General features: G+C 69.7%; 24 protein-coding genes. 2 read left to right on the top strand and 22 right to left on the bottom strand.

Annotation, left to right across the window (positions count from 1 at the left end; all coding sequences use genetic code 11):
* Positions 1-35: 35 nt before the first annotated feature.
* From U742_RS0107120 to U742_RS0107035, 18 genes are all read right to left on the bottom strand, one after another.
* Positions 36-1,793: a tetratricopeptide repeat protein gene (locus U742_RS0107120; RefSeq protein WP_248310293.1), complete on the bottom strand. Its 1,758-nt coding sequence runs from the start codon at positions 1,791-1,793 to the stop codon at positions 36-38.
* Positions 1,794-1,976: 183 nt separating this feature from the next.
* Positions 1,977-2,393: a phage holin family protein gene (locus U742_RS0107115; protein WP_029351465.1), complete on the bottom strand. Its 417-nt coding sequence runs from the start codon at positions 2,391-2,393 to the stop codon at positions 1,977-1,979.
* Positions 2,393-2,740: a hypothetical protein gene (locus tag U742_RS0107110; RefSeq protein ID WP_029351464.1), complete on the bottom strand. Its 348-nt coding sequence runs from the start codon at positions 2,738-2,740 to the stop codon at positions 2,393-2,395. Before U742_RS0107110 ends, U742_RS0107115 begins: the two co-directional genes overlap by 1 nt.
* 76 nt (positions 2,741-2,816) lie before the next feature.
* Positions 2,817-3,527: a tRNA (guanosine(46)-N7)-methyltransferase TrmB gene (trmB, locus tag U742_RS0107105; RefSeq protein WP_029351462.1), complete on the bottom strand. Its 711-nt coding sequence runs from the start codon at positions 3,525-3,527 to the stop codon at positions 2,817-2,819.
* 85 nt (positions 3,528-3,612) lie between these two features.
* A complete protein-coding gene (gene metK / locus U742_RS0107100; protein WP_029351460.1) occupies positions 3,613-4,806 on the bottom strand; it encodes a methionine adenosyltransferase in 1,194 nt (397 codons plus the stop codon).
* A gap of 229 nt (positions 4,807-5,035) precedes the next feature.
* Positions 5,036-5,446 (bottom strand): helix-turn-helix domain-containing protein, encoded by a 411-nt coding sequence (locus U742_RS0107095; RefSeq protein WP_029351458.1) that lies wholly within the window; start codon positions 5,444-5,446, stop codon positions 5,036-5,038.
* Between the two features lie 106 nt (positions 5,447-5,552).
* On the bottom strand, positions 5,553-7,232 hold the full coding sequence (gene lnt, locus U742_RS0107090) for an apolipoprotein N-acyltransferase (protein WP_348981012.1): 1,680 nt from the start codon (positions 7,230-7,232) through the stop codon (positions 5,553-5,555).
* Positions 7,229-8,476 (bottom strand): hemolysin family protein, encoded by a 1,248-nt coding sequence (locus tag U742_RS0107085; protein WP_029351454.1) that lies wholly within the window; start codon positions 8,474-8,476, stop codon positions 7,229-7,231. Before U742_RS0107085 ends, lnt begins: the two co-directional genes overlap by 4 nt.
* Before the next feature lie 30 nt (positions 8,477-8,506).
* Positions 8,507-9,022 (bottom strand): rRNA maturation RNase YbeY, encoded by a 516-nt coding sequence (ybeY, locus tag U742_RS0107080; RefSeq protein ID WP_029351452.1) that lies wholly within the window; start codon positions 9,020-9,022, stop codon positions 8,507-8,509.
* Positions 9,019-10,068: a PhoH family protein gene (locus U742_RS0107075; protein WP_197028219.1), complete on the bottom strand. Its 1,050-nt coding sequence runs from the start codon at positions 10,066-10,068 to the stop codon at positions 9,019-9,021. Before U742_RS0107075 ends, ybeY begins: the two co-directional genes overlap by 4 nt.
* Before the next feature lie 107 nt (positions 10,069-10,175).
* A complete protein-coding gene (miaB, locus tag U742_RS0107070) occupies positions 10,176-11,627 on the bottom strand; it encodes a tRNA (N6-isopentenyl adenosine(37)-C2)-methylthiotransferase MiaB (protein WP_051660931.1) in 1,452 nt (483 codons plus the stop codon).
* Between the two features lie 225 nt (positions 11,628-11,852).
* Positions 11,853-12,635, bottom strand: a complete 783-nt coding sequence (locus U742_RS0107065) for a lyso-ornithine lipid O-acyltransferase (protein WP_029351447.1) — start codon at positions 12,633-12,635, stop codon at positions 11,853-11,855.
* A gap of 8 nt (positions 12,636-12,643) precedes the next feature.
* The gene (locus U742_RS0107060; protein ID WP_029351445.1) at positions 12,644-13,075 is read right to left on the bottom strand and encodes a Fur family transcriptional regulator; all 432 of its coding nucleotides are present in this window, start codon (positions 13,073-13,075) and stop codon (positions 12,644-12,646) included.
* A gap of 65 nt (positions 13,076-13,140) precedes the next feature.
* Positions 13,141-13,629, bottom strand: coding sequence for a GNAT family N-acetyltransferase (locus U742_RS0107055; RefSeq protein WP_029351443.1), 489 nt, complete (start codon positions 13,627-13,629; stop codon positions 13,141-13,143).
* Between the two features lie 12 nt (positions 13,630-13,641).
* Positions 13,642-14,319: a tRNA (adenosine(37)-N6)-threonylcarbamoyltransferase complex dimerization subunit type 1 TsaB gene (gene tsaB / locus U742_RS0107050; protein WP_029351441.1), complete on the bottom strand. Its 678-nt coding sequence runs from the start codon at positions 14,317-14,319 to the stop codon at positions 13,642-13,644.
* A 70-nt stretch (positions 14,320-14,389) separates the two neighbouring features.
* Positions 14,390-14,944, bottom strand: a complete 555-nt coding sequence (locus tag U742_RS0107045) for a NifU family protein (protein ID WP_029351439.1) — start codon at positions 14,942-14,944, stop codon at positions 14,390-14,392.
* Positions 14,945-15,060: 116 nt separating this feature from the next.
* Complete coding sequence (locus tag U742_RS0107040) at positions 15,061-15,843, bottom strand: glycosyltransferase family 32 protein (RefSeq protein WP_029351437.1); 783 nt, start codon at positions 15,841-15,843, stop codon at positions 15,061-15,063.
* A gap of 81 nt (positions 15,844-15,924) precedes the next feature.
* Positions 15,925-16,422 (bottom strand): universal stress protein, encoded by a 498-nt coding sequence (locus U742_RS0107035; protein WP_029351435.1) that lies wholly within the window; start codon positions 16,420-16,422, stop codon positions 15,925-15,927.
* Between the two features lie 252 nt (positions 16,423-16,674).
* Here U742_RS0107035 and U742_RS0107030 point away from each other — a divergent pair, with 252 nt between their 5' ends.
* Entirely contained in the window at positions 16,675-16,893 is a 219-nt protein-coding gene (locus tag U742_RS0107030) for a hypothetical protein (protein WP_029351433.1), read from the top strand.
* Between the two features lie 107 nt (positions 16,894-17,000).
* On the opposite strand, the gene trpS is transcribed toward U742_RS0107030, so the two are convergent.
* From trpS to U742_RS0107015, 3 genes are all read right to left on the bottom strand, one after another.
* Positions 17,001-18,032, bottom strand: coding sequence for a tryptophan--tRNA ligase (gene trpS / locus U742_RS0107025; protein WP_029351431.1), 1,032 nt, complete (start codon positions 18,030-18,032; stop codon positions 17,001-17,003).
* A gap of 111 nt (positions 18,033-18,143) precedes the next feature.
* On the bottom strand, positions 18,144-19,709 hold the full coding sequence (locus tag U742_RS0107020) for a lipid II flippase MurJ (protein ID WP_029351429.1): 1,566 nt from the start codon (positions 19,707-19,709) through the stop codon (positions 18,144-18,146).
* Positions 19,710-19,824: 115 nt separating this feature from the next.
* Entirely contained in the window at positions 19,825-20,256 is a 432-nt protein-coding gene (locus U742_RS0107015) for a DUF5990 family protein (RefSeq protein WP_029351427.1), read from the bottom strand.
* 172 nt (positions 20,257-20,428) lie between these two features.
* On the opposite strand from U742_RS0107015, the gene U742_RS0107010 reads away from it, so the two are divergent.
* Positions 20,429-21,430 (top strand): adenosine kinase, encoded by a 1,002-nt coding sequence (locus tag U742_RS0107010; protein ID WP_029351426.1) that lies wholly within the window; start codon positions 20,429-20,431, stop codon positions 21,428-21,430.
* A gap of 42 nt (positions 21,431-21,472) precedes the next feature.
* Here U742_RS0107010 and U742_RS0107005 read toward each other — a convergent pair whose 3' ends face one another.
* Positions 21,473-22,024: an ActR/PrrA/RegA family redox response regulator transcription factor gene (locus U742_RS0107005; protein ID WP_029351424.1), complete on the bottom strand. Its 552-nt coding sequence runs from the start codon at positions 22,022-22,024 to the stop codon at positions 21,473-21,475.
* Between the last annotated feature and the right edge of the window lie 115 nt (positions 22,025-22,139).

Genomic DNA, 22,139 nt, shown 5'->3' with positions numbered 1-22,139 from the left:
CGGCCATGGCTTGCTTCTGTCGCAGGGCGAGTGGATCAGCCGCCGTTCTGCTTGGCGGCGGTCGGGGCGATCGGCGGCGTCTCGGCCGCCTTCTCCGCCTCGTCGAGCCCGACGGCGATCTTGCGCTCGATCTTGGCGAGATCGTCCGGCTCGGGCTTGAGGTCGCGCGCATGGTTCCACTTGAACCGCGCCTCGAGCTTGCGGCCGACCTTCCAGTAGGCGTCGCCGAGATGGTCGTTGATCACCGATTCGTCCGGCTTCAGCTCGACCGCGCGCTCCAGCTCGCGCACCGCGTCGTCGTAGCGCTTCACCCGGTAATAGGCCCAGCCGAGGCTGTCGATGAAATAGCCGTCGTCCGGCCGCAGGGCGACCGCCTTGCGGATCATATCCATGCCCTCGTCGAGGTGCACGCCCTGGTCGATCCAGGAATAACCGAGATAGTTCAGCACATGCGGCTGGTCGGGCCGGAGCTCCAGCGCCTTCTTGAGGTCGGCCTCGGACTTCTCCCACTGCTTGGTGCGCTCGTAGCAGGTGCCGCGGAAGTAATAGAGCGTCCAGTTTGCCGAGGTCGGCGCCTGCAACTGGTCGATCGCCTTGGTGTAGACCTCGGCGGCCTCCGGATATTTCTGCTTGGCGCGCAACACGTCGCCGAGCGCGACGATCGCCCGCATGTCGCTCGGGTTCTTGGCGACGGCGGCCTCAAGCGCCGTCCGGGCCTCGTCGAAATGGCCGGCGGCGTCGAGGTTCAGGCCGAGCTGGATGTCGGCGTTCAGCTTCAGCGGCGAGTTGGCCGGCACGCGCCGGAACAGCGCGATCGCCTCGTCATACTTCTTCATGCTCTCGAAGAGGTCGGCGAGGGTGATCTCGATCAGCGGGTGCGAGGGATCGAGCCAGTGGGCGAGCTGCAGATAGACGAGGGCGAGGTCCTCGCCGCCCTGCCGGCCGAGCGCCGAGCCGAGCCCGTACAGCACCTCCGCCGCGCCCTGCTGCGCGGTGTCGACCAGCGGCGGCAGCGAGCGGCCGGCCTCGACCTCCTTCAGCGCCTGCTCGACCAGCGGATCGTTGGGCAGCACCTTGTCGAAGGCCTCATAGGTCTCGATGGCGACCTTCTTGTCGCCGTTGCGCGAGGCCCAGCGCGCATAGGCGTCGACCACGCGCAGCGTCTTCGAATCGATCTTGAGCGCTTCCTCAAGGCGCCGGCCGGCGTCCTTCTTCAGACCCGCCGCGTCGAGCATCAGCCCGGCATTGTAATCCTTGAAGGCGGCGTACCAGTCCGGGCCCTGCAGCGAATCGATCATCTCGACGCCGGCGCGGGGATTGCCGGAGCCGAACTGGCTCCAGGCGGCGAGCAGCGTCGCGCTGAGCTCGGCGATGGCGCCCTGCCCGGCGCGCCGCAGATTGCTGCGGGCGGTGACGTACTGCTTCGCCTTGATCGCCTTGACGCCGAGCACGAGGCGCGAAAGCCGATGCTCGGGATCGATCTTCACGATGCGCTGGGCGAGGTCGACAGCTTCGTCGATGTCGCCATTGGCCAGGAAGGTGAGGAAGGCGCGCTCCAGGATCTCGCCGCTGCGCGGGAACACCTTGATCAGCGCGCGGTAATAGGCCGCGGCCGCGGCGGTGTCCCGTTCGGAGCCGGCGAGGCGCGCGGCGAGATAGTTGCCGGCGGGAGCCGAGCGCGCGATCAGGCTCTGGGGCGGGGCCTCGGCAAAGGCGGGGAGGGCGCCGGCGAGCAGCACAAGCGTGGCAAGCGCGGCCGCAGAAGGCCGCAGCGGCATGCGTCGAAACGTCAAGTCGGAAACCTCCAGCGGCGAAAAGCCGAGCGGCAGCCGCAGATATCTGCCGCATGCCGGCCGACTTGAAGACAGCCCCACGCCCGGTTTGGCAGATTGGTCCTTTTTGCGCGCCACCGCAAGGACGCGCGCGCCATCGGCCGGCCGCGCGTCATCACGGCTGCGCGCGGCGGCACCCGGAATTCAGAGCCGGCGGCCGAGGATGAGCCCGATCAGCGCCGCTCCCGCGGCGATGCCGAGCACCGTGCTGGCCTTGAGCGGAGGCTGCGGCGGACCGGCCGCGGCCGGGCCGGGCGGAGGCACGGTCAGGCCGGCGAGGGGAAGGCCCATCGCTCCCGGCCGCCGCGCCGGCGCGCGCAGGCGCGCATAGGCGACGACCAGCAGGATGGTACCGATCAGGAAAGCCCCCGCCGCCACCAGCAGTGCCGCGACGATCGGGTCATAGGCGAGCGACAGCGCGATGAAGATCGCCGCCAGGAGGCCGATGATGGCGAACACCAGCATCGTCCCGCCGAGGGCGAAGAGCAGCGTCGTCGTCGCCGCCCGGCGGGCGGTGAGCCTGAGCTCGACGCCGGCGAGGCCGAGCAGGAAATGCAGCATCACCGGCTCCGCGTCAGCAGGCCGAACACGAAGCCGATGCCGAGCGCCGCCACCACGGCGCCGAAGGGGTTGCGCTCGATGGCGCCGCCGACGTCGCTGGTGAGCGACTGGGCGCGCTCCTTGGCGTCCTGCAGCGCCGCCGCGCCCTCGTCGAGCAGGTTGGTGGCGGTGGCCTCGGCGCGCGCCGCCCCTCGCTTCACCTGATGGCGGACCGCGGCGCCGACCGCCTCGCCCTCGGCCTTCGCCAGCGTGGTGAGGGTATCGGCGAGCTTGGCGACGTCGGCGCGCAAGGTCGCGAGATCGGCGCTGAGCTTGGCGAAATCGTCCTGCGCGCTGGATTCGGCCATCGGTACTCTCCTGTCGACTGGGAACCATCGGACAACGCGCCGTCCCTCGCGTTGTTCCGACTATACCACCCGGTATTCAGATGCGCAGGAACTCGTAGTAACACGGTATACGTCCCTCCCGCCGCGCCTTGGCCTCGTAGCGGGTGCCCGGCCAGCCGGGGAAAGGCCGGCGCCAGTCGTCGGCGCGCCGCGCCGTCCACTCGAAGCGCGGATCGGCCGCCAGGTGCCGCAGCGTCCAGGCGGCGTAGCCCTCGACGTCGGTGGCGAAGCGGAACGTGCCCCCCGGCGGGAGCAGCCGCGCGACGCGGTCGAGATTGTCCGGCTGCACGAAGCGGCGCTTCCAGTGGCGGCGCTTCGGCCACGGGTCGGGATAGAACAGGTCGATGCGCTCCAGCGCGCCGTCGGGCAGCCGGTCGAGCAGCGGCACCACGTCGTCGCCGTGGAGGCGCACGTTCTTCAGGCCGGACTCGGCGATCGCGGTGGTCGCCTTGGCGAGGCCGTTGAGGAAGGCCTCGGCGCCGATATAGCCGATGTCGGGATGGCTCCTGGCGTCGTCGATCAGCCGCTCGCCGCCGCCGAAGCCGATCTCCAGCCGCACCGCGCGGACCGGCACCGGGAACAGCGCGGCCAGCGTCGGCGGGATCGCGTCGACGTCGATCGCCAGCGCCGGCAGGTCATGGGCAAGATGTCCGGCCTGCCCCGCGCGCAGCGGCTTGCCGCGCCGTCGCCCGTAGAAAGCGGCCTCGCGCGGCGCGGTGGGCCCGTGATCGGAGGAGGAGTGGTTCATAACGCATTCGGGGCGGAGTGATCTCCGCCCCGATTATAGCCGGCGCAGGGCGCCCGCAACCGGGGGCCCTGCCATGTCGCGCGGCTCAGCTCAGCGCCGAGCGGATTTCCTTGGCGAGATCGGTGCGCTCCCAGGAGAAGCCGCCATCCTCCTCGGCCGGCCGGCCGAAATGGCCATAGGCCGAGGTGCGGGCATAGATCGGCTTGTTGAGCTCGAGATGCTCGCGGATGCCGCGCGGGCGCAGGTTCATCACCTCGCGCAGGATCACCTCGAGCTTAGCCTCGTCGACCTTGCCGGTGCCGTGCAGGTCGACATAGACCGCGAGCGGGTCGGACACGCCGATCGCATAGGCGATCTGGATGGTGCAGCGGTCGGCGAGGTCGGCGGCCACCACGTTCTTGGCGAGATAGCGCGCGGCATAGGCGGCGGAGCGGTCGACCTTGCTCGGGTCCTTGCCGGAGAAAGCGCCGCCACCATGCGGGGCCGCGCCGCCATAGGTGTCGACGATGATCTTGCGGCCGGTGAGGCCGCAATCGCCGTCCGGGCCGCCGATCACGAACTTACCGGTGGGGTTGACGTGCCAGATGGTCGAGGGGGTGATCCAGCCCTCGGGCAGCGCCTCGCGGATATAGGGCTCGACGATGGACTGCACGTCGTGGGACGAGAGGTCGGCGTCGAGATGCTGCGTCGACAGCACGATCTGCGTGACCTCGACCGGCTTGCCGCCGGCATAGCGCACCGTCACCTGGCTCTTAGCGTCGGGGCCGAGCACCGTGCTCTCGCCGGAATGGCGGGCATTGGCAAGCAGCTTCAGGATCTTGTGGGCGTAGAAGATCGGCGCCGGCATCAGCTCCGGGGTCTCGCGGCAGGCATAGCCGAACATGATGCCCTGGTCGCCCGCGCCCTCGTCCTTGTTGTTGGCCGAATCGACACCCTGGGCGATATCGGCCGACTGGGCGTGCAGGTGCACGTCGACCTCGGCCTTGTCCCAACTGAAGCCTTCCTGCTCGTAGCCGATATCCTTGATGGCCAGCCGGGCGAGATGGGTGATGTAGTCCCGGGTGATCTGCGAGGGACCGCGGGTCTCGCCGGCGATCACCACGCGGTTGGTGGTGGCGAGCGTCTCGCAGGCGACGCGTAGCTGTCCCGGATCCCAGCCATATTCGGGGCCGTGGCGGAAGAAGGCGTCCACCACCTCGTCGGAGATGCGGTCGCAGACCTTGTCCGGATGGCCTTCGGAAACGGATTCGCTGGTGAACAGATAGTCTTGGCGGGACACGGGGCGCGTCTCCTCGGCTAGAGCCCTTCCTTGCCGGCGTAGCGGATCAGCGTCGGGAAAGAGCTCGCGGTCCAAACGGAAGCATGTCCGCGGATCAAACATGCTCTGAGGCCGCCGCCCACGGGGCGACCGGCCCTCGTTTTCTGACAAGAGCCTGTCGGGCGGTCAAGGCTGTTGCGAAGAATTCGTTCGGAAAAAAGAACGCGTGGCCCTCGTGCCACGCCTTTCCTCACGCCTGCGCTTCGTCTCCGGCGATCGCCTCGACGAGGTCGACGACGCGGCGCCGCACCTTGGCGTCGGAGATGCGGGTGAACGCGCGGGTGAGCGCAAGTCCTTCCGATGTCGCCAGAAAATCCGACACGAAGGCCGGCGAGGCATCCTCGGCGAAGCCGTTGGCGGCAGGTACTCCCGACGGCGCGCCGTCGAAGAAGAAGGAGACCGGGACACCGAGCACCGTCGAAATGTGCTGAAGCCGGCTGGCCCCGATCCGGTTCGTGCCCTTCTCGTACTTCTGGATCTGCTGGAAGGTAATGCCCAAGCTCTCCCCAAGCTTTTCCTGGCTCATATTCACCATCATGCGACGCATGCGAACCCGGCTGCCGACATGCTTGTCAATCGGATTGGGAGACTTCTTGGTCATCGACGTTCCTATATGCAAACAGAAAAACCTCCTCGCTCTCGCTGGAACGAGGAGTGACGCTAGCCCCCGGGGCCGGCAGTCTAGGCAAAGCGGGGAGGAGCGTCGATCAACCTATGCGTGTAGATCGCCGTCGTGCCCAAAGCGCCGCGGCGAAGGCAGACATTACGAGAACGAACGGTACCGTGTTGCCAATGCGACTGTAGAGCGTGGGAGCCGCGGCCGCCGGCAGCTCCCCATCCAGTACCCCGCGCGCACCCAAGGGTAGCATGCCGGTGATTCGGCCGAGCGGATCGATGATGGCCGAGATGCCGTTGTTGGTGGCCCGGATCATCGGCAGGCCTTCCTCGACGGTGCGCAGCCGCGCCTGCGCGAAGTGCTGGTAGGGGCCGGGCGTCATGCCGAACCAGGCATCGTTGCTGACGTTGAGCAGCACGCCGGGCCGCTTCGCCGGGCCGGCGGCCGTCGCTTCCGGCAGCACGGCGCCGGGGAAGATCGCCTCGTAGCAGATCAGCGGCGCTGCCGCCGGCAAGCCCGGAATGGCGATCGCCCGCCGGGCCGGCGCCGCCGCAAAGCCCCCGCGCACCCGCGTGAGCTGTTCGAGGCCAAGGCTCTCCAGCAGGTTCTGGAAGGGCAGATATTCGCCGAAGGGCACCAGATGCACCTTGTCGACGGTGGCGAGGATGGCGCCGTCCGAGCCGATCGCCCGCAGGCTGTTGAACACCTGCGGCCTGTCCGAGCCGGGCAGCGGCGGGCCGAGCCGAGCCGCACCGGTGACGAGTATGGCGCCCGGCGGCAGCAGGTCGGCGACGCGCAGCAGCGCGTCGGGCTCCCGTTCGAGGAAGAACGGGAAGGCAGATTCCGGCCAGAACAGATGGGTGACGTTCTCCAGCCCGGCGCTGCGGCTGGTGCCGACATAGAGGTCCATCACCGCGTTGCGGGCGTCGTAGCGGAACTTCTGATCCTGCGGCAGGTCAGGCTGCATGATGCGCAGCTTCACGCCCGGCACGGTCGGGATTTCGGTCCGGGCGAGCCGCCAAGAGCCGGCCCCCCACAGGCCGGCGAGCACGAGCGCTGCAACCAGCGGGGGCAGGAAGCGGCCGGAAGAACGAACGGCGAGCGCGGTGGTGCTTGAGAGGCTCGCGACCGCCACGAAGCTCAGCCCCCACAGGCCGAACACCGCCGCCGACTGGGCGATGGGAAGGTCGCTCGCTAGCGCATAGCCGAAATTGTTCCATGGAAAGCCGGTGAGCACCCAGCCGCGCAGCCATTCCGAGGTGGTGAGGGTGGCCGCCAGCGCGAGGAAGCGCAGCGGCCCCCCGCACCAGACGAGGCGCGCCAACAGGCACCCGAGCGCGATGAAGAGAGCCATCCCGGCCGGCAGGATGAGCACGGCGAACGGCAGCAGCCAGGCGAAGGCGTCCGCCTGCACCAGGAAGGCATTGCCGATCCACCACAGGCCGGCGAGGAAATAGCCGAAACCGAACCACCAGCCGCTGGCGGCGGCACCGGCGAGGCCGCGCCCGCCGCTGATCGCTGCGCTGTCGATCAGCAGGACCAGCACGGGGAAGGTCAGCGCCAGTACCGGCCAGACCGAGAAGGGCGGCATGGCCAATGCCGAGACCGCGCCGGCGAGGAAGGCGACCGCCAGCCGTCGCCAGCCGATGGTCAGCATGATGCCGTCGGCAGCCGCCGCCGGCAGGTCGGCGAGGCGCCGCATCCAGCCGTCGGGGCCGGTCGCGGCGGAGCGGCGTGCGAGCAACGGCCGGTCCGCCACGCTCCGGCTCACGCGGCGTCCGAATCGTGGTTCGCGGCCGCGCGCGGGCCTCCGCCCGACTGCTCGGCCGGCGGCGGCAGGCTGTTGCGGGCCGCGGGAGCCTCATTGCCGCCGCGTTCGCGGCGGCGGGCGCGCGCCGCGCCGTCGCGGGCGACGACGATGCGCAGGCGCTTCACCCGGCGCGGATCGGCGTCGAGCACCTCGATCTCGAAATTGCCCGGCCCGGCGACGATCTCGCCGCGCACCGGCACCCGGCCGGCGAGCGTGACCAGCAGGCCGCCCAGCGTGTCGACCTCCTCGGCCTCCTCGCCGAGCGCGAAGGCCGGGTCGACCATGTCGGCCACCTCCTCCAGCCCGGCGCGGGCATCGGCGAGGAAGCTGCCGTCGGCCTGGCGCACGATCATCGGCGTCTCGTCGTCGTCGTGCTCATCCTCGATGTCGCCGACGATCTCCTCCATCAGGTCTTCCATGGAGACGATGCCGTCGGTGCCGCCATATTCGTCGATCACCAGGGCGAGGTGGATGCGCCCGGCCTGCATCGAGGCGAGCAGCTCGATCGAGGGCATGGAGGGCGGCACGAACAGCAGGCGGCGGATCAGCTTCGCCGAGCTCAGCGGCGCGGAGAGGTCGATCGCCTTGAGGTTGAAGCTCGGCGGCCTGGCGTCCGGCGCCGCGCCGGCGCTCCGCTCCGCGGCGGGCGAGCCTTCGCCGGTGGGGGCCTTCTCGCCGGTGGAAGCCTTGTCTCCCGCGGCCGCCTTGGCGCGGGGCGTCATCGCCTTCTGCGTGAGATGGGCGACGAGGTCGCGGATATGGACCATGCCGACCGGGTCGTCGAGCGTGTCGTCGTAGACGACGAGGCGCGAATGGCCGGCATTGGCGAAGACGGCGAGCAGCTCGCCGAGGCTGATATCCTTCTGCACCGCCACGATGTCGGCGCGTGGCACCATCACGTCGCCGACCCTGAGGTCGCGCAGCTCCAGGATGTTGCGGAGCATGGTCCGCTCGGTGGCGGTCAGATCGGCCGCCACGTCGCTGTCCGAGGCCAGTACCTCGGCGAGGTCGGAGCGCAGCGAGCCGGAGCCGCGCCAGCCGGCGATCAGGCCGCGCAGGCGGTCGAACAGGCCGGCACGCTCGCGCGGCTCGGCGGATCGATAATCCGCGCCCGCGCCGGAGGCGCCGCTGCGCGCGGTGCTACTTGGCCCTTCGGCAGAGGCCTCGGCGGGAGGCGGCGTGGAGCGGGAAACAGGGTCGGACATGGCTTTCTTCTGCGTTCAATATCAATGAGATCAAATGACGGGTTCGGTCTCGGCATAGGGATCGGGCACGCCGAGGCCGGCCAGCACGCGACGCTCCGTCGCCTCCATGGCCTCGGCCTCCTCCCCGTCCTCATGGTCGTGGCCGATGAGGTGCAGCGCGCCGTGCACGGCGAGATGCGCGAGATGATGGGCGATCGGCTTGCCTTCCTCGGCCGCCTCGCGCTGCGTCGTCTCGAAGGCGATGGCGATGTCGCCGAGATGCGGCGCCTCCTGGAAGGCGTCCTCGTCCGGCGCCGGGAAGGACAGCACGTTGGTCGCCTTGTCCTTGCCGCGCCAGTCGCGGTTGAGCACGCGGATATGCGCGTCGTCGGTCAGCATCACCGCGACCTCGGTGCCAGGCTCCAGCCCGGGCGCGGCGGCCGCGCAGGCCGCCCTCACCGCCGCCTCGACGATGGCGGCGGCGTCCGGCACGGCCGACCAGCCATCCGTCTCGACGAGCACGTCGACGGCGACGAGGTCGGCCTCGGGTCTACTGCCATCGCTCATGGAGCGGATTCCCTTGGGGCAGATTCCCTCGGCGTGGAATCCTGCGGCGCGGCTGCCGCGGCCGGCGGCTTGCCCTTGTTGTCGTAGGCCGTGACGATGCGGCCGACCAGCTCGTGGCGCACCACGTCCGCCGCCTGGAAGTGGCAGACCTCGATGCCCTCGACGTCGCGCAGCAGCGTGATCGCCTCGGCGAGACCGGAGGTCTGGCCGGGCGGCAGGTCGATCTGGCTCGGATCGCCGGTGACGATCATGTGCGAGTTCTCGCCGAGCCGGGTCAGGAACATCTTCATCTGCATCGACGTCGTGTTCTGCGCCTCGTCGAGGATCACGCAGGCATTGGCCAGCGTGCGGCCGCGCATGAAGGCGAGCGGGGCGATCTCGATTTCGCCCGACGCAAGGGCGCGCTCGACGAAGGCCCGGTCCATCAGGTCGTGCAGGGCATCATAGATCGGGCGCAGATAGGGGTCGACCTTCTCCTTCATGTCGCCCGGCAGGAAGCCAAGCCGCTCGCCGGCCTCCACCGCCGGGCGCGACAGGATCAGCCGGTCGACCGCCCGGCGTTCCAGCAGATGCACCGCATACGCGACTGCGAGCCACGTCTTGCCGGTGCCGGCCGGGCCGACGCCGAACACCAGCGTGTGCCGCTTCAGGGCACGGATATAGGCATCCTGCGCCGCGGTGCGAGCCCGGACCGGGCGCCGGCGCAGTTGGATCTCGTCGAAGCTCTGCTTGCGGGTCGCCGGGTCGAAGTCGAACAGGAAGCCCTGCGCGGCCGCCTCGCGGATCACCCCCTCGACATCGCCTTGGCTGAGCTCGGCACCCTGCTTCAGCCGGGCATAGAGCGTCTCCAGCACGTGGCGGGCTTGGTCGCAGGCCTCGCGCGTGCCCTCCAGCGTCACATGGTTGCCGCGCTGCTCGGCCACCACCTCGAGCCGCCGCTCGATCAAGGCGAGGTTCTGGCCGTAATGGCCAAACAGCAGGCTGGCGAGCCGGTTGTCGTCGAAGGCGAGCACGATCTGCGTCGGCCCGTCGGCATCCGGGGGCAGCCAGCGCGGGGGGCTGGCTGACGCGGTGCCGGCGGCGCCGGCGCGCGCCCCCACCAGCGTGCGGTTGGAACTCCGTCGGTCGCTATCGTGTCCGGGGCGACGCACGCTCAAGCCTCTACCTCCTGTGTGGGCGCGGAGGATGCCGCGCCGGTCCTGACGCTGTCGGCACTGCCTGCATACGCACGCTCACGCGGTAGAATATCGCCGTGGAAGAATTCGCCGCCGAGGATTTCGGCGGAAAGGCTCTTGGTCGAGACCTCGCGCACCTCGACGGTGGCCAGCGTCCCGAGTGCCGCCGGCGGCGCGACGACGACCACGGACTGGAGATAGGGGGAGCGGCCGATGAGCTGGCCGGGTAGCCGGCCCGGCTTCTCCAGGAGGATGTCGAAGCGCCGGCCGCGGCAGGCTTCGTCGAACGCCGCCTTCTGGCGGTCGAGCAGCGCTTGGAGCGCATAGAGCCGCTCGTTCTTCACCGCCTCGGGGAGCTGATCCTCCTCGCCCGCCGCCGGGGTGCCGGGGCGGGGCGAATATTTGAACGAGAAGGCACCGGCGAAACCGACCTTCTCCACGAGGTCCATGGTGTCGGCGAAGTCCTCGTCGGTCTCGCCTGGAAAGCCGACGATGAAATCCGACGAGAAGGCGATGTCGGGGCGCGCCGCGCGCACCTTCGCCACCAGCTCGAAATAGAGCTCGCGGTCGTGCTTGCGGTTCATCGCGGCGAGGATCCGGTTCGAGCCCGACTGCACCGGCAGGTGCAGATAAGGCATCATCGCCGGAATCTCGCGATGCGCGGCGATCAGCCCCTCGTCCATGTCGCGCGGATGGCTCGTCGTGTAGCGCACGCGCGCTATGCCGCCGATCGCCGCCACGCGGCGCACCAGCTCGGCGAGGCCGGCGGGACGGCCATGGGCGTCGAGGCCGTGATAGGCGTTGACGTTCTGGCCGATCAGCGTGACCTCGCGCACGCCGGCATCGGCGAGGCGCTTTACCTCGTCCAGCACCTTATCGACGGGCCGCGAGAACTCGGCGCCGCGCGTATAGGGCACGACGCAGAAGGTGCAGAACTTGTCGCAGCCTTCCTGCACGGTGACGAAGGCGGTCGGCCCACGCTTGGCGATCGCCGCCGGGGTGGGCGGCGGCAGATGGTCGAACTTCTCTTCGACCGGGAACTCCGTCTCCACCACACCCCGCCGCTGTTCGGCACTGGCGATCAGCTCGGGCAGGCGGTGATAGCTCTGCGGACCGACCACGAGGTCGACCACCCGCGCGCGCTTGATGATCTCGGACCCTTCCGCCTGCGCGACGCAGCCGGCCACCGCGACCATGGTCTTGCGGCCCTGCTCCTCCTGCTGCTTGCGCAGCCTTCCGAGCTCGGAATAGACCTTCTCGGCCGCCTTCTCGCGGATGTGGCAGGTGTTGAGGATGACCAGGTCGGCGTCGTCCGGCCTGTCGGTCTCGACATAGCCTTCGCGCGCCAGCGTGTCCGTCATGCGCTGGGCGTCATAGACGTTCATCTGGCAGCCGAAGGACTTGACGTAAAGCTTGCGGGGCTCGCTCATTGCGCTTCGATCGACCGGAACCGCGGCGGCGTTGCGACACATGCAAGCCCGGCGATGCGGAACCGACTGGGAACTGTGGCGCGCTCATGCGACGCCGTGGTGAAGGCGTCCGCACAAATCGTCGCTCGTTCCCTCTTTGAGATCGTCAACGTCTCCTCGGCCACGCCTGATCCTTCTATTAACGGGATTCCCCCGAAAAGGGAATGCGCAGCGGTGTGCTTCGGCTCAGCTTCCCTGCGCGGCGCGTGTCCGCCCGGTGAGCGCCCCGGCCAGCATGGCGCGGCTCGCCCGCTCGGCCGCCAGCGTGATGGCTTTGCGCTCGGACGCCTCGACCGGCGCGCCGACATGCACCTCGACGTCGACGGCGCCGCGCCTCAGCAGGGCGAACAGATGCGGGGCGAGGTCCATATCGCCATACCAGGCGACCTGCGGGCGCCGCGGCCGCCCCATCGGTATGCCGCCGAAGCCGACATAGGCGATGGCGAGCGGCTGCACGCTGGCCGGCGGTCCCTCGCCGAAGGCCTGCCGGGTCGCCCCGAGCAAGGCGGAGCGGAAGGGCAGCACGCGGTTGCCGTCGCTCGACGTGCCTTCGGCGAACAGCACGACCGGGTCGCCCTCGGCGAGCCGCTCGGCGATTTCCCGGTTCACGCGCCCGGTGGCGCTGCGGCTGTTGCGGTCGACGAAGACGGTGCGCTGCAGGCGCGCCAGCAGCCCGACGCCGGCCCAGGAGGCGACCTCGCTCTTGGCGACGAAGCCGAGCGGCGCCAGCGCGCCGAGCACCGGTATGTCGAGCCAGGAGACGTGGTTGGAGACCAGAATCAGCGGCCGCGTCGCCGTGACCGCGCCGACCACGCGTATCCTCGTGCCGATCATCCGCAGCAGGAACCGGTGGTAGAGCACCGGAATCCATCGCCGGCTCGGCAGCTTCAGCCTGATCGACAGCCATTGTAGCGGGATGCCGACGAGCGTGACGATGACGACCGGCACGAGCACGAGGATCGCGCGCACGGAAGGGTCTATCCCTTGGGCTTGCTGTCGAGCGGCACGCCGTAGAGCTCCAGCCGGTGGCCGACCAGCCGGTAGCCGAGCTTGCGGGCGATCTCCTCCTGCAGCCGCTCGATCTCCTCGGACTGGAACTCGACGACATGTCCCGAGCGCAGATCGATCAGATGATCGTGGTGCTCGTCCGGTACCGGCTCGTAGCGCGAGCGCCCGTCGAGGAAATCGTGGCGCTCGATGATGCCGGCATCCTCGAACAGCTTCACCGTCCGGTAGACGGTGGAGATGGAGATGCGGTCGTCCACCGCCGCTGCCCGCCGGTGCAGCTCCTCGACATCGGGATGGTCCTGCGCATCGGCGATCACGCGCGCGATCACCCGCCGCTGGTCGGTCATGCGCAGACCGAGCGTGACGCAGGCTTCCTCGATGCTGGTGGGCTTGTCGCTCATCTCTCGCCCGTTTCCGTTTTCGCGAACAGCCTTAGGACTACCCGCCGCCGGGGGCAACCGTTTCGTCAGGTGAGATCGCGCCGCATGACGATGGCGCTGGCGGGCGTGCCCGCGGCGGTACGGTAATAGCCGGCGCGCCGGCCGATCTCGTGGAAACCCGCACGTTCATAGAGGCGGCGCGCGCCTCCATTACCTTCCTCGACCTCGAGGAAAACCGTGGTGTAGCCCTCCGCCGCGAGGCGCCCGAGCGCGCCGTCGACCAGCCGCCGGGCGAGGCCCTGCCGCCGCCAGCGGGGCGCCACCGCCACCGAGAGGATCTCGGTTTCCGGCGCGACGCCGCGGGTCAGGATGAAGCCGACGACGGGGCCGGCCGGCCCGTCCGTCGCCACCAGCGCGCGGGTGAGGCGCTCGGCGAGCAGCCGCTCGAACTCCGCAGCGTCCCAGGCGATGTGGAAGGAGGAGGCATGCACCACCGCGAGCGCGGGCGCGTCCGCAGTGTTCGCCGCGCGGATGGACGGCTCCCGGGCGGGCCAGAGACGTTGAAGCCACCGCATCTGCATGGCGTTTCAGCGCCGGGCGATCCGCGCCGCGTCCTGCGGACGCGCGTCGGGGCCGCGCAGATAGAGCGGGCGCGGCTTCGAGCGGGCGGGGTCGGCGACGGCGGCGAGGCGCGCGAGCCATGTCGGGTCGGGAATCGCCGTCGCGTCGACGAGCAGCGGGGCCGCCTCGCCCGAGGGCCAGTGCGCCGCCAGCACGCCGGCGCCCGAGCCGACCATCCGCACCGGGCCGATGGCCACCGCGCGCACCGCCTCGCGCACGCCGATCGCGCGCGCGCCCATCAGCACCCGCCCGCTGGCGCCGAACATCTGCATGTAGACATTGTCGTGCCGGGCATCGATCGCCGCCACCACCGGCACCGCGTCATCCGCGGCGAGCAGCGGCGCGGCGAGCGTGATCAGCGTCGAGATGCCGAGCACCGGGCGGCCGGTGGCGAGGCCGAAGCCGCGCGCGGCGGCGAGCCCGACCCGGAGCCCGGTGAAGCTGCCCGGGCCGACCGTGACGGCGAAGGCGTCGATGGTGGAGAATTCGCGTCCCGCCATCACCCGCCCGACCATCGGCACCAGCGCCTCGGCGTGACCGCGCGCCATCGGCCGCGATTCGAGGGCAAGCGTCTCCTCCTCCGCCGCGTCGTAGAGCGCGACGGAACAGGCCTCCAGGGCGGTGTCGATGGCGAGAATCAGCATGCGTCGTCGGCTCCCAACCGGTGAGCATGCAACGGATTACGTGCCGGCAGAAGACGACCTCACGACGGGATCACACCGGGCGCACTTCGACGACGTCCGGCACGAAGTGGCGCAGCAGGTTCTCGATACCGTTCTTCAGCGTCGCCGTCGAGGATGGGCAGCCCGAGCAGGAGCCCTTCATGGCGAGGAACACGACACCGTCCTTGTAGCCGCGGAAGGTGATGTCGCCACCGTCATTGGCGACCGCCGGCCGCACGCGGGTTTCGATCAGCTCGCGGATGGTGTCGACGACACCGGCGTCCTTGCTCTCGAAGAAGGCGTCGTCCTCGCCGTGCTCATGCTCGTCGGGCAGGATTTTCTGGCCGGAGACGAAGTGCTCCATGATCGCGCCGAGGATGGCGGGCTTCATGTGCGCCCATTCGCCGCCCGCCTTGGTGACGGTGACGAAGTCCGAGCCGAAGAACACGCCGGTTACGCCGTCGATCTCGAACAGCCGCGCGGCGAGCGGCGAACGCCCGGCTTCGTCGGGCGAGCGGGCCTCGAAGGTGCCGGCGCCGAGCACGCTGCGGCCGGGCAGGAACTTCAGCGTCGCCGGGTTGGGGGTGGCTTCGGTCTGGATGAACATTTCGGTCTGGCTCCTTCCGCACGGGGTTCAAGGCCCCGGCGGCATGGTTCTGGCTCACCCATAGATAGGTCGTCGCGCGCGCCAAAGGAAGTCTTGGCGAACCCCGTCCACCGCAGCTATCGGGTCATGGTGATCATGCGCCCGAGCGGGGAGGTCTTCGGTATCCGGCTGAGATCGAGCCGGCGCAGCATCTCGTTGAACAGATGAACGCAGCGGGTGCGCGGCGTGATGAGGCTCTCGACGGTCAGCTCGGGGTCGAGCAGCCGGTCCACCGCGCCGTAATGCACAGGATAGAGCACGTCGACCGGCAGGGCGTGTCTATCGACGCCGTGCTCCCGCGCGAGCCAGGTGAGCGCGCGCGGTCCGATCACGCCCCAGGGAAGGTCCTCCAGCAGCGTAGGCTGTCCGACCTCGGCCTTCTGGCGCAGTTCCGCGCGCAGTTCGGGCGGCATCCAGGGTGGGATCGGCGCCGGGTCGTCCGATACCTCGTTCAGCGATCTGAGCAGCGCGGAATCCTTCGGCAGGCGCAGGATCGCCGTGTTCAGAGTGGTCTCGTCCTCATAGCCGAACAGATAGTCGTCGATCTCCAGCGGCTTCAGGCAGAAGACATCGCAATCGACATAGATCCCGTCGCACTGTTCCAGCAGGCGGTAGCGGAAGATGTTGGCGAACAACGCGTAGCTGCCGGTGGCGCGATGGCGGGTGACCCGGTGCGGCGGGACGATCCGTGCGGCGTCGGAAAAGACGATGCCCGTCGGCAGGTCGGCGGGCCGCTGATAGCCATGGAGCGTGACGGGATGGCCGACCCTGACGAAGGAGGTGAGGCAGGTCCGGCTGATGAGGCCGAGTTCGGCGCCGATCCAGAAGGCATGCACGGGCGGCGGCGATGTGAACGCCACATCTGTCTCCTGTCGGGTGGCGCGGCGGTCAGCGGGAAATCTCGATCGGCGACGGGATCGGATTGTAGTGAGGCAAGCGGCTTACGCCAGTGCGTCGATCTCGGAGTCGCTGAGGCTGCCGGGCACGATGGTGATCGGTACGGCGAGGCCGGCCCAGGCACCGGAGGCGAGCGCGGAGACGAGCGGCCCCGGCCCCTCGCTGCCGGTGCCTGTGGCGAGCACGAGGATGGCGATGTCCTCGTCCGCCTCGATCAGCTTGACGATCTCCTCGGCGACCTGACCCTCGCGGATCACCTGCTCCGGCTCGATGCCGGAGATCGAGCGGGAGCGCGCGGCGAAATTGTCGAGGCTCGCCTGCGCCTTATCGGTCGCCTCGGCGCGCATCAGGTCGGCGACGCCGAGCCATTGGCTCTGCACGTCGGCGAGCTCCAGCACGGCGAGCATCACCACGCCGCCGCCGGTGCGGGCGGCGCGGCGCGCGGCATAATAGACCGCGCGGTCGCATTCGGGCGTCTCGTCGATCACCACCAGGAATTTCCGGCGGTGTCCGGGTTCATGGCTTTGTCGCCTGCGCGGCATGTCGTCCCCCGTCCGGCCCGAGTCCGGATTCCCAAGCTGAAGCGGCGAAGGCTACGTCATTTCCGTTGCCGGCCGATAGGGCGGTGCGGCGATCTTTCAACACACGATCAGGGCGATGTTATCGGCAAAACTGCAATATCAACGTCGCTATATTGCTTCTGGAGTTGCGGAAAGGCATGAGCGACTCTCCGTTCACACGAGATGAGACGCCGCATGGCGCGGCGCCCATCCGCGAATGGATGGAGACCGACAATGAACAAGATCCTGATCGCCACTATCGCCCTCGCCACCCTGGGCGCGAATGTCGCCTATGCCGGCGGCCGCGACGATGCCGAGCGCGCGGCCTATGCACAGACCCTGCGCAGCGAAACGCTTGCCTCAGCGCCGGTGATTGAGGGCCGGAATGCGGCGGTCGTCGCGGCCCCTGCCCAGCAGACCTCGCAGGGCCTCGTCGGCCGCGGCAGCAAGTGATCCGCGACGGCGTTTGCGCAGGGCGCGGCCCCCTCGCGACCTGCCGGTGAGACAACGAGTATCGGGAGGACGTGGCCGGGTGGCTGCGTCCTTTTCGTTTCGGCGTCTCAGCGCACCAGGCCGACGATGTCCTTCACCTCGCGCATGGTGACGTCGGCCATGGCGCGGGCACGATCGGCGCCGTCGCGCAGCACCGCGTCGATGTGGCCCGGATCGGCGACGAGGCGCTTCATCTCCGCTCCGATCGGCCCGAGCTTGTCCACCGCCAGCTCCACCAGCGCGCCCTTGAAGGTGGAGAACTGGCCGCCGCCGAAGCTCGCCAGCACCTCCTCCTTGCCGGTGCCGGAGAGCGCGGCATAGATGCCGACGAGATTCTCCGCCTCCGGCCGGCCCTTCAGCCCCTCGACCTCGCCCGGCAGCGGCTCGGGATCGGTCTTGGCCTTGCGCACCTTGGAGGCGATGGCGTCGGCGTCGTCGGACAGGTTGATGCGCGAGAGGTCGGAAGGGTCGGACTTCGACATCTTCTTCGAGCCGTCGCGCAGGCTCATCACCCGCGCCGCCGGGCCACCGATCAGCGGCTCGGGCAGCGGGAAGTAGGTCTCGCCCAGCCCGTTCGCCGCGATCGAGGTGCCGAAGTCGTTATTGAACTTCTGCGCAATGTCGCGGGCGAGCTCGAGATGCTGCTTCTGGTCCTCGCCCACCGGCACATGGGTGGCGCGGTAGAGCAGGATGTCGGCGGCCATCAGGTTCGGATAGGCGTAGAGCCCGACCGAGGCGTTCTCGCGGTCCTTGCCGGCCTTCTCCTTGAACTGGGTCATGCGGTTCAGCCAGCCGAGGCGGGCGACGCAGTTGAACACCCAGGCGAGTTCGGCATGGCCGGAGACCTGGCTCTGGTTGAACACGATGTGGCGCTTGGGGTCGATGCCGGCAGCGAGATAGGCGGCGGTGACCTCGCGGATCGAGCGCTTCAGCTCGACCGGGTCCTGCCAGACGGTGATGGCGTGCAGGTCGACCACGCAATAGAGGCAGTCATAGCTGTCCTGAAGCTCGACGAAGCGCTTGATGGCGCCGAGGTAATTGCCGAGATGCAGGTTCCCGGTCGGCTGCACGCCGGAGAACACGCGCTGCTGGAAGGCCATGGTCGGATAGTCCCGTCGCCGGCGCCGCGGTCGCGGCGCGCCCAAGAAAAGCCGGCGCGTATTGCCATGCGGGCGCCGGGCCGGCAAGTGAAGGGGCTGATTTGAAGGCGGTCATCCGCGCCGCAGGGCGGCGGAGAGTGCTTTGCGGTCGAGCGCGCCGAACCGGAAGGCAGCCGCAGCATAAACCGCCATGCCGGCGGCGATGATGCCGGCGAGCGCCGCCACCCCGCCGAGCCCGCCCGCCGCCAGCGTTTCCGCCAGAAAATGGGCGAGAAACGCGACCACCATGGTCATGACCATAGTGGCGCAAGCCAACATCCTCGCGCGCCGGAGCGCTGACAGGTCCAGGCTCAGATGGTGGTGGCGCACCAGGCCGTAGCCGAGGCCGAGCAGCCCCGCGAGGCTTGAGGCCAGCACGCCGAGCGCCGGCCCCGCGACGCCCATGACCGGCGACAGCGCGAAGCCGGCAATGCCGCCCACCAGCAGCGCCGCCAGTCCGGCCAGCGTCGCCAGCCGGCGGTGCCCATGGGCGAAGGCGAGCGCCGCGAGGATCTTCTCCGCCGCCTGCAGCGGCAGGGAAAGTGCGAGGAAGATCAAGGCCGTGGCGGTTAAATCGACGGCTGATACATCGAACGCGCCGCGGCCGAACAGAAGCGTCACGATCGGCCCGGCGAGCACGGCGAGGCCGAGGGCAGCGGGCAGAGCGAGCGCCAGCGTCGCCTCCATGCCGCGCCAGACCGGCGCCCCCTCCTCCGCGTCCCGGACCCGCGCGGCGAGTGCAGGCAGCAGCACCGCCCCGGCGCTGGCCCCGATCACGCCGAGCGGCAATTCGACGAGGCGCGAGGCGTAGAACAGCGCGGCGACGCCGCCGACCGCGCCGGAAGCGGCCGCGCCGGCGATCAGGAAACGAAGCTGCGGCAGCGCGGCGGCGAGCAGCGAGGGCGCTGCCGCGGCCAGTATCGGCCGCGCGCGGGCGAGCGCTTCCCGGCCGAAGCGCGACGGCGCCAGCCGGCATGACGACACCGCGAACACCATGACGGCGAGCTGCGCGGCGGCGCCGACGACGGAGGCGAGCGCCAGCCATCCCAGGGCCGTCCCGCCGGTCGTCGTCGCCTGCCCGGTCAGGTCGGCGAGATGGACAGCCAGTGCGGTCAGCACGATCAGGACGGCGATGTTGCCGACCACCGGCGAGGCCGCCGGCAGGCGCATCCGTCCCGAGGCGTTGGCGAGCGCCGACAGCACGCCCGCCGCCGCCATCAGCGGCAGGCAGACGACGGCGAGCCGCCCGACCAGCACTGCGCCGTCCAGCCGCTCCCCGCCGGCGTCGAAGCCGGGGGCCAGCACGCGGACCGCCTGCGGCATGAAGAGGAACAGCAGCATGGCGAGCCCGGTCGCCGCCATCACGGTGAGTGCCAGCGTCGCGCCGGCCACCGCGCGCGCCTGCACTGCGCCTTCCGCCCGCTCGGCGGCGACGAGGCCCGGCACGATGGCGCCGTTCAGCGCCGCCTCGCCGAGCAGCCGCCGGGCGATCTGCGGGATGGCGAGGCCCGCCACCGCGGCGTCGCCCACCACCCCGGCGCCGAACAGCGCGGCCACCGCCGCATCGCGCACGAAGCCCAGCACCCGCGAGGCGAGCGTCAGCGCTGCGACGGCCGAGGCGTGGCGGAGGAGGGACATGGAGTTCGGGCACACCGGGCGCTGAGGAACGCCGATCAATAGGCCGCCATGCCCGGCGGCGCAAAGCCGAGAGCGCGAGTAGGGCCCTGCCTGCGATACATGCGGCTGCCCCGCGTCAGCGCTCGGCGATACGCCGCCCTGTCGGCGGCACCGTGGCGCAGGCCGGGGTGCCGTCCTTGCCGGTGCCGATGACCGCCGTTTCGATGACGCCTCCACCCTCGGCCGCGCGATCCAGCAGGTCGCGTCCGATGTCGTGGATGTCGATCTTCATCCGGCGGGACCAGGGTGAGGAGGGGTCGCCGGCCAGTTGACCGATACGGATATAGACAAATCTCCGCACGGAGCCTTCGCGGCGCACCTGATCGCCCGAGAGTTTGAACCCCGGCCCCGCGCGGACCTGGAAATCGAACAGGAGCGCCTCACCCTCGCGCGAATATTTCGGATCGAGTGGCGATTCATCCTTCGCCTGAAGGCTGTGGAGCACGCCGATCACCGGCTGCTCGATGATGATCCGCAGTCTGATCGCGCGCTGGTCTGTCTGTGCCATGCGCGTTCATAGCTCAACGGCGGTATCGAGACGAGACGGCGGCATACCGTCCGGAAGCCGACCTTCGAGCGGCGGCACGGCCTGTCTCCCCGCCGTTGCCCGGCGGGACGGCGTCTGCTACCGCAGGCGGGCTCGCCCTTTCCCCCTCGCCCCTTGCTGAAAGGTCCCGCCCTTGACCGCACCCCGCCTCGACGTGCTCGGTTTCGGCAATGCCATCGTCGACGTCCTCGCCCGGACCGAGGACGATTTCCTGCTCGCCCACGACATGCGCAAGGGCGGCATGACGCTGATCGACGAGGCGCGCGCCGAGGCGGTCTATGCCGCCATGGGGCCGGGCGTCGAGGTCTCCGGCGGTTCGGCCGCCAACACCATCGCCGGCGTCGCCGCGCTCGGCGGGCGCGCCGGCTTCGTCGGCAAGGTGAAGGATGACGGCCTCGGTAGCATATTCGGCCACGACATCCGCGCCGCCGGCGTCGCCTTCGCCACCCCGTCCGCCGCCGACGGGCCGGCCACCGCGCGCTGCCTGATTCTGGTGTCGCCGGATGGCGAGCGCACCATGAACACCTATCTCGGCGCGGCGCAGAACCTCTCGCCCGCCGATGTCGACGCCGACACGGTGGCGGGTGCCGCCATCACCTATCTCGAAGGCTATCTGTGGGATCCGCCTGCCGCCAAGGAGGCCTTTCTCAAGGCCGCTGGCATCGCTCACGCGGCCGGACGAACGGTGTCGCTGACGCTGTCCGACGCCTTCTGCGTCGACCGCTACCGCGCCGAATTCCTCAAGTTGATGCGCGAGGGCACGGTCGATCTCCTCTTCGCCAATGAGGGCGAGCTGAAATCGCTCTACGAGACCGCCGATTTCGACGCCGCGCTCGCCCAGCTCCGGCAGGACGTGAGGCGCGCCGTCGTCACCCGCAGCGAGAAGGGCGCGCTCTCGGTGAGCGGCTCCGATCTGGTCGAGGTGCCGGCGCATCCGGTGGAGCGGGTGGTCGACACCACCGGCGCCGGCGATCTCTTCGCCGCCGGCTATCTGCACGGCCATGCGCAGGGCTTCGCGCCGGCGGATTCGCTCAAGCTCGGCGCGCTCTGCGCGGCGGAGATCATCAGCCACATGGGCGCCCGCTCCGAACGGAGCCTGAAGGATCTGGCGCAGGAGAACGGGCTGAGGGTGTGAGGCAAGGCCAGACCCGGAACGGTTGTTCCGGGCCGTCAGGCCTCAGCGCGGCGCACGCTTGGCGAGGATGCGCTGCAGGGTGCGGCGGTGCATGGAGAGCCGGCGCGCGGTCTCCGAGACGTTGCGCCCGCACAGCTCGTAGACCCGCTGGATGTGCTCCCAGCGCACCCGGTCGGCCGACATCGGGTTCTCAGGCAACTGCGGCTTGTGCTCGGCCTGCGCGTTCAGCGCGGCGCAGATGTCGTCGGCGTCGGCGGGCTTCGCCAGATAGTCGACCGCGCCCATCTTCACAGCGTTCACCGCCGTGGCGATGTTGCCGTAGCCGGTGAGGATGATGCCGCGCGCGTCCGGCCGGCGGCGCTTCAGCGCCGAGATCACGTCGAGCCCGTTGCCGTCGCCGAGCCGCATGTCGACCACCGCATAGGCGGGCGCGGCGGATCCCTCGACGCGGGCGAGGCCGTCGGCCACCGTCTCGGCGGTGGTGACGTTGAAGCCGCGCGATTCCATGGCGCGGGCGAGGCGCTGCAGGAACGGACGATCGTCGTCGACGATCAGCAGCGTGCGGTCATTGGCGTCGGATGTCACATCGAGCATGGTGTCTTCCTTCGGGCCGCGCCGTCCCGCGCGCGATGCGGCCGCATTCTCACCCAGGGTCCTCCCTCAGGCTGGCGACAAATTACACTTCTCTGCGGTGAGAGCAAAATCCGTT

The sequence above is a fragment of the Allobosea sp. 117 genome, assembly GCF_000702305.1.
In the GTDB taxonomy this organism is placed as follows: domain Bacteria; phylum Pseudomonadota; class Alphaproteobacteria; order Rhizobiales; family Xanthobacteraceae; genus Ancylobacter.
The sequence above is the reverse complement of the archived record's forward strand: the minus strand, read 5'-3'. Positions and strand labels throughout refer to the sequence as shown.

What these genes read in the sequence shown, in the direction of transcription:
- U742_RS0107115 (WP_029351465.1), bottom strand. Translation starts at nt 2,393, where the DNA reads ATGCTGCATTTCCTGCTCGGCCTCGCCGGCGTCGAGCTCAGGCTCACC.
- U742_RS0107110 (WP_029351464.1), bottom strand. Translation starts at nt 2,740, where the DNA reads ATGGCCGAATCCAGCGCGCAGGACGATTTCGCCAAGCTCAGCGCCGAT.
- trmB (WP_029351462.1), bottom strand. Translation starts at nt 3,527, where the DNA reads ATGAACCACTCCTCCTCCGATCACGGGCCCACCGCGCCGCGCGAGGCC.
- U742_RS0107095 (WP_029351458.1), bottom strand. Translation starts at nt 5,446, where the DNA reads ATGACCAAGAAGTCTCCCAATCCGATTGACAAGCATGTCGGCAGCCGG.
- U742_RS0107085 (WP_029351454.1), bottom strand. Translation starts at nt 8,476, where the DNA reads ATGTCCGACCCTGTTTCCCGCTCCACGCCGCCTCCCGCCGAGGCCTCT.
- ybeY (WP_029351452.1), bottom strand. Translation starts at nt 9,022, where the DNA reads ATGAGCGATGGCAGTAGACCCGAGGCCGACCTCGTCGCCGTCGACGTG.
- miaB (WP_051660931.1), bottom strand. Translation starts at nt 11,627, where the DNA reads ATGAGCGAGCCCCGCAAGCTTTACGTCAAGTCCTTCGGCTGCCAGATG.
- U742_RS0107060 (WP_029351445.1), bottom strand. Translation starts at nt 13,075, where the DNA reads ATGAGCGACAAGCCCACCAGCATCGAGGAAGCCTGCGTCACGCTCGGT.
- U742_RS0107055 (WP_029351443.1), bottom strand. Translation starts at nt 13,629, where the DNA reads ATGCGGTGGCTTCAACGTCTCTGGCCCGCCCGGGAGCCGTCCATCCGC.
- tsaB (WP_029351441.1), bottom strand. Translation starts at nt 14,319, where the DNA reads ATGCTGATTCTCGCCATCGACACCGCCCTGGAGGCCTGTTCCGTCGCG.
- U742_RS0107045 (WP_029351439.1), bottom strand. Translation starts at nt 14,944, where the DNA reads ATGTTCATCCAGACCGAAGCCACCCCCAACCCGGCGACGCTGAAGTTC.
- U742_RS0107035 (WP_029351435.1), bottom strand. Translation starts at nt 16,422, where the DNA reads ATGCCGCGCAGGCGACAAAGCCATGAACCCGGACACCGCCGGAAATTC.
- U742_RS0107030 (WP_029351433.1), top strand. Translation starts at nt 16,675, where the DNA reads ATGAACAAGATCCTGATCGCCACTATCGCCCTCGCCACCCTGGGCGCG.
- trpS (WP_029351431.1), bottom strand. Translation starts at nt 18,032, where the DNA reads ATGGCCTTCCAGCAGCGCGTGTTCTCCGGCGTGCAGCCGACCGGGAAC.
- U742_RS0107020 (WP_029351429.1), bottom strand. Translation starts at nt 19,709, where the DNA reads ATGTCCCTCCTCCGCCACGCCTCGGCCGTCGCAGCGCTGACGCTCGCC.
- U742_RS0107015 (WP_029351427.1), bottom strand. Translation starts at nt 20,256, where the DNA reads ATGGCACAGACAGACCAGCGCGCGATCAGACTGCGGATCATCATCGAG.
- U742_RS0107005 (WP_029351424.1), bottom strand. Translation starts at nt 22,024, where the DNA reads ATGCTCGATGTGACATCCGACGCCAATGACCGCACGCTGCTGATCGTC.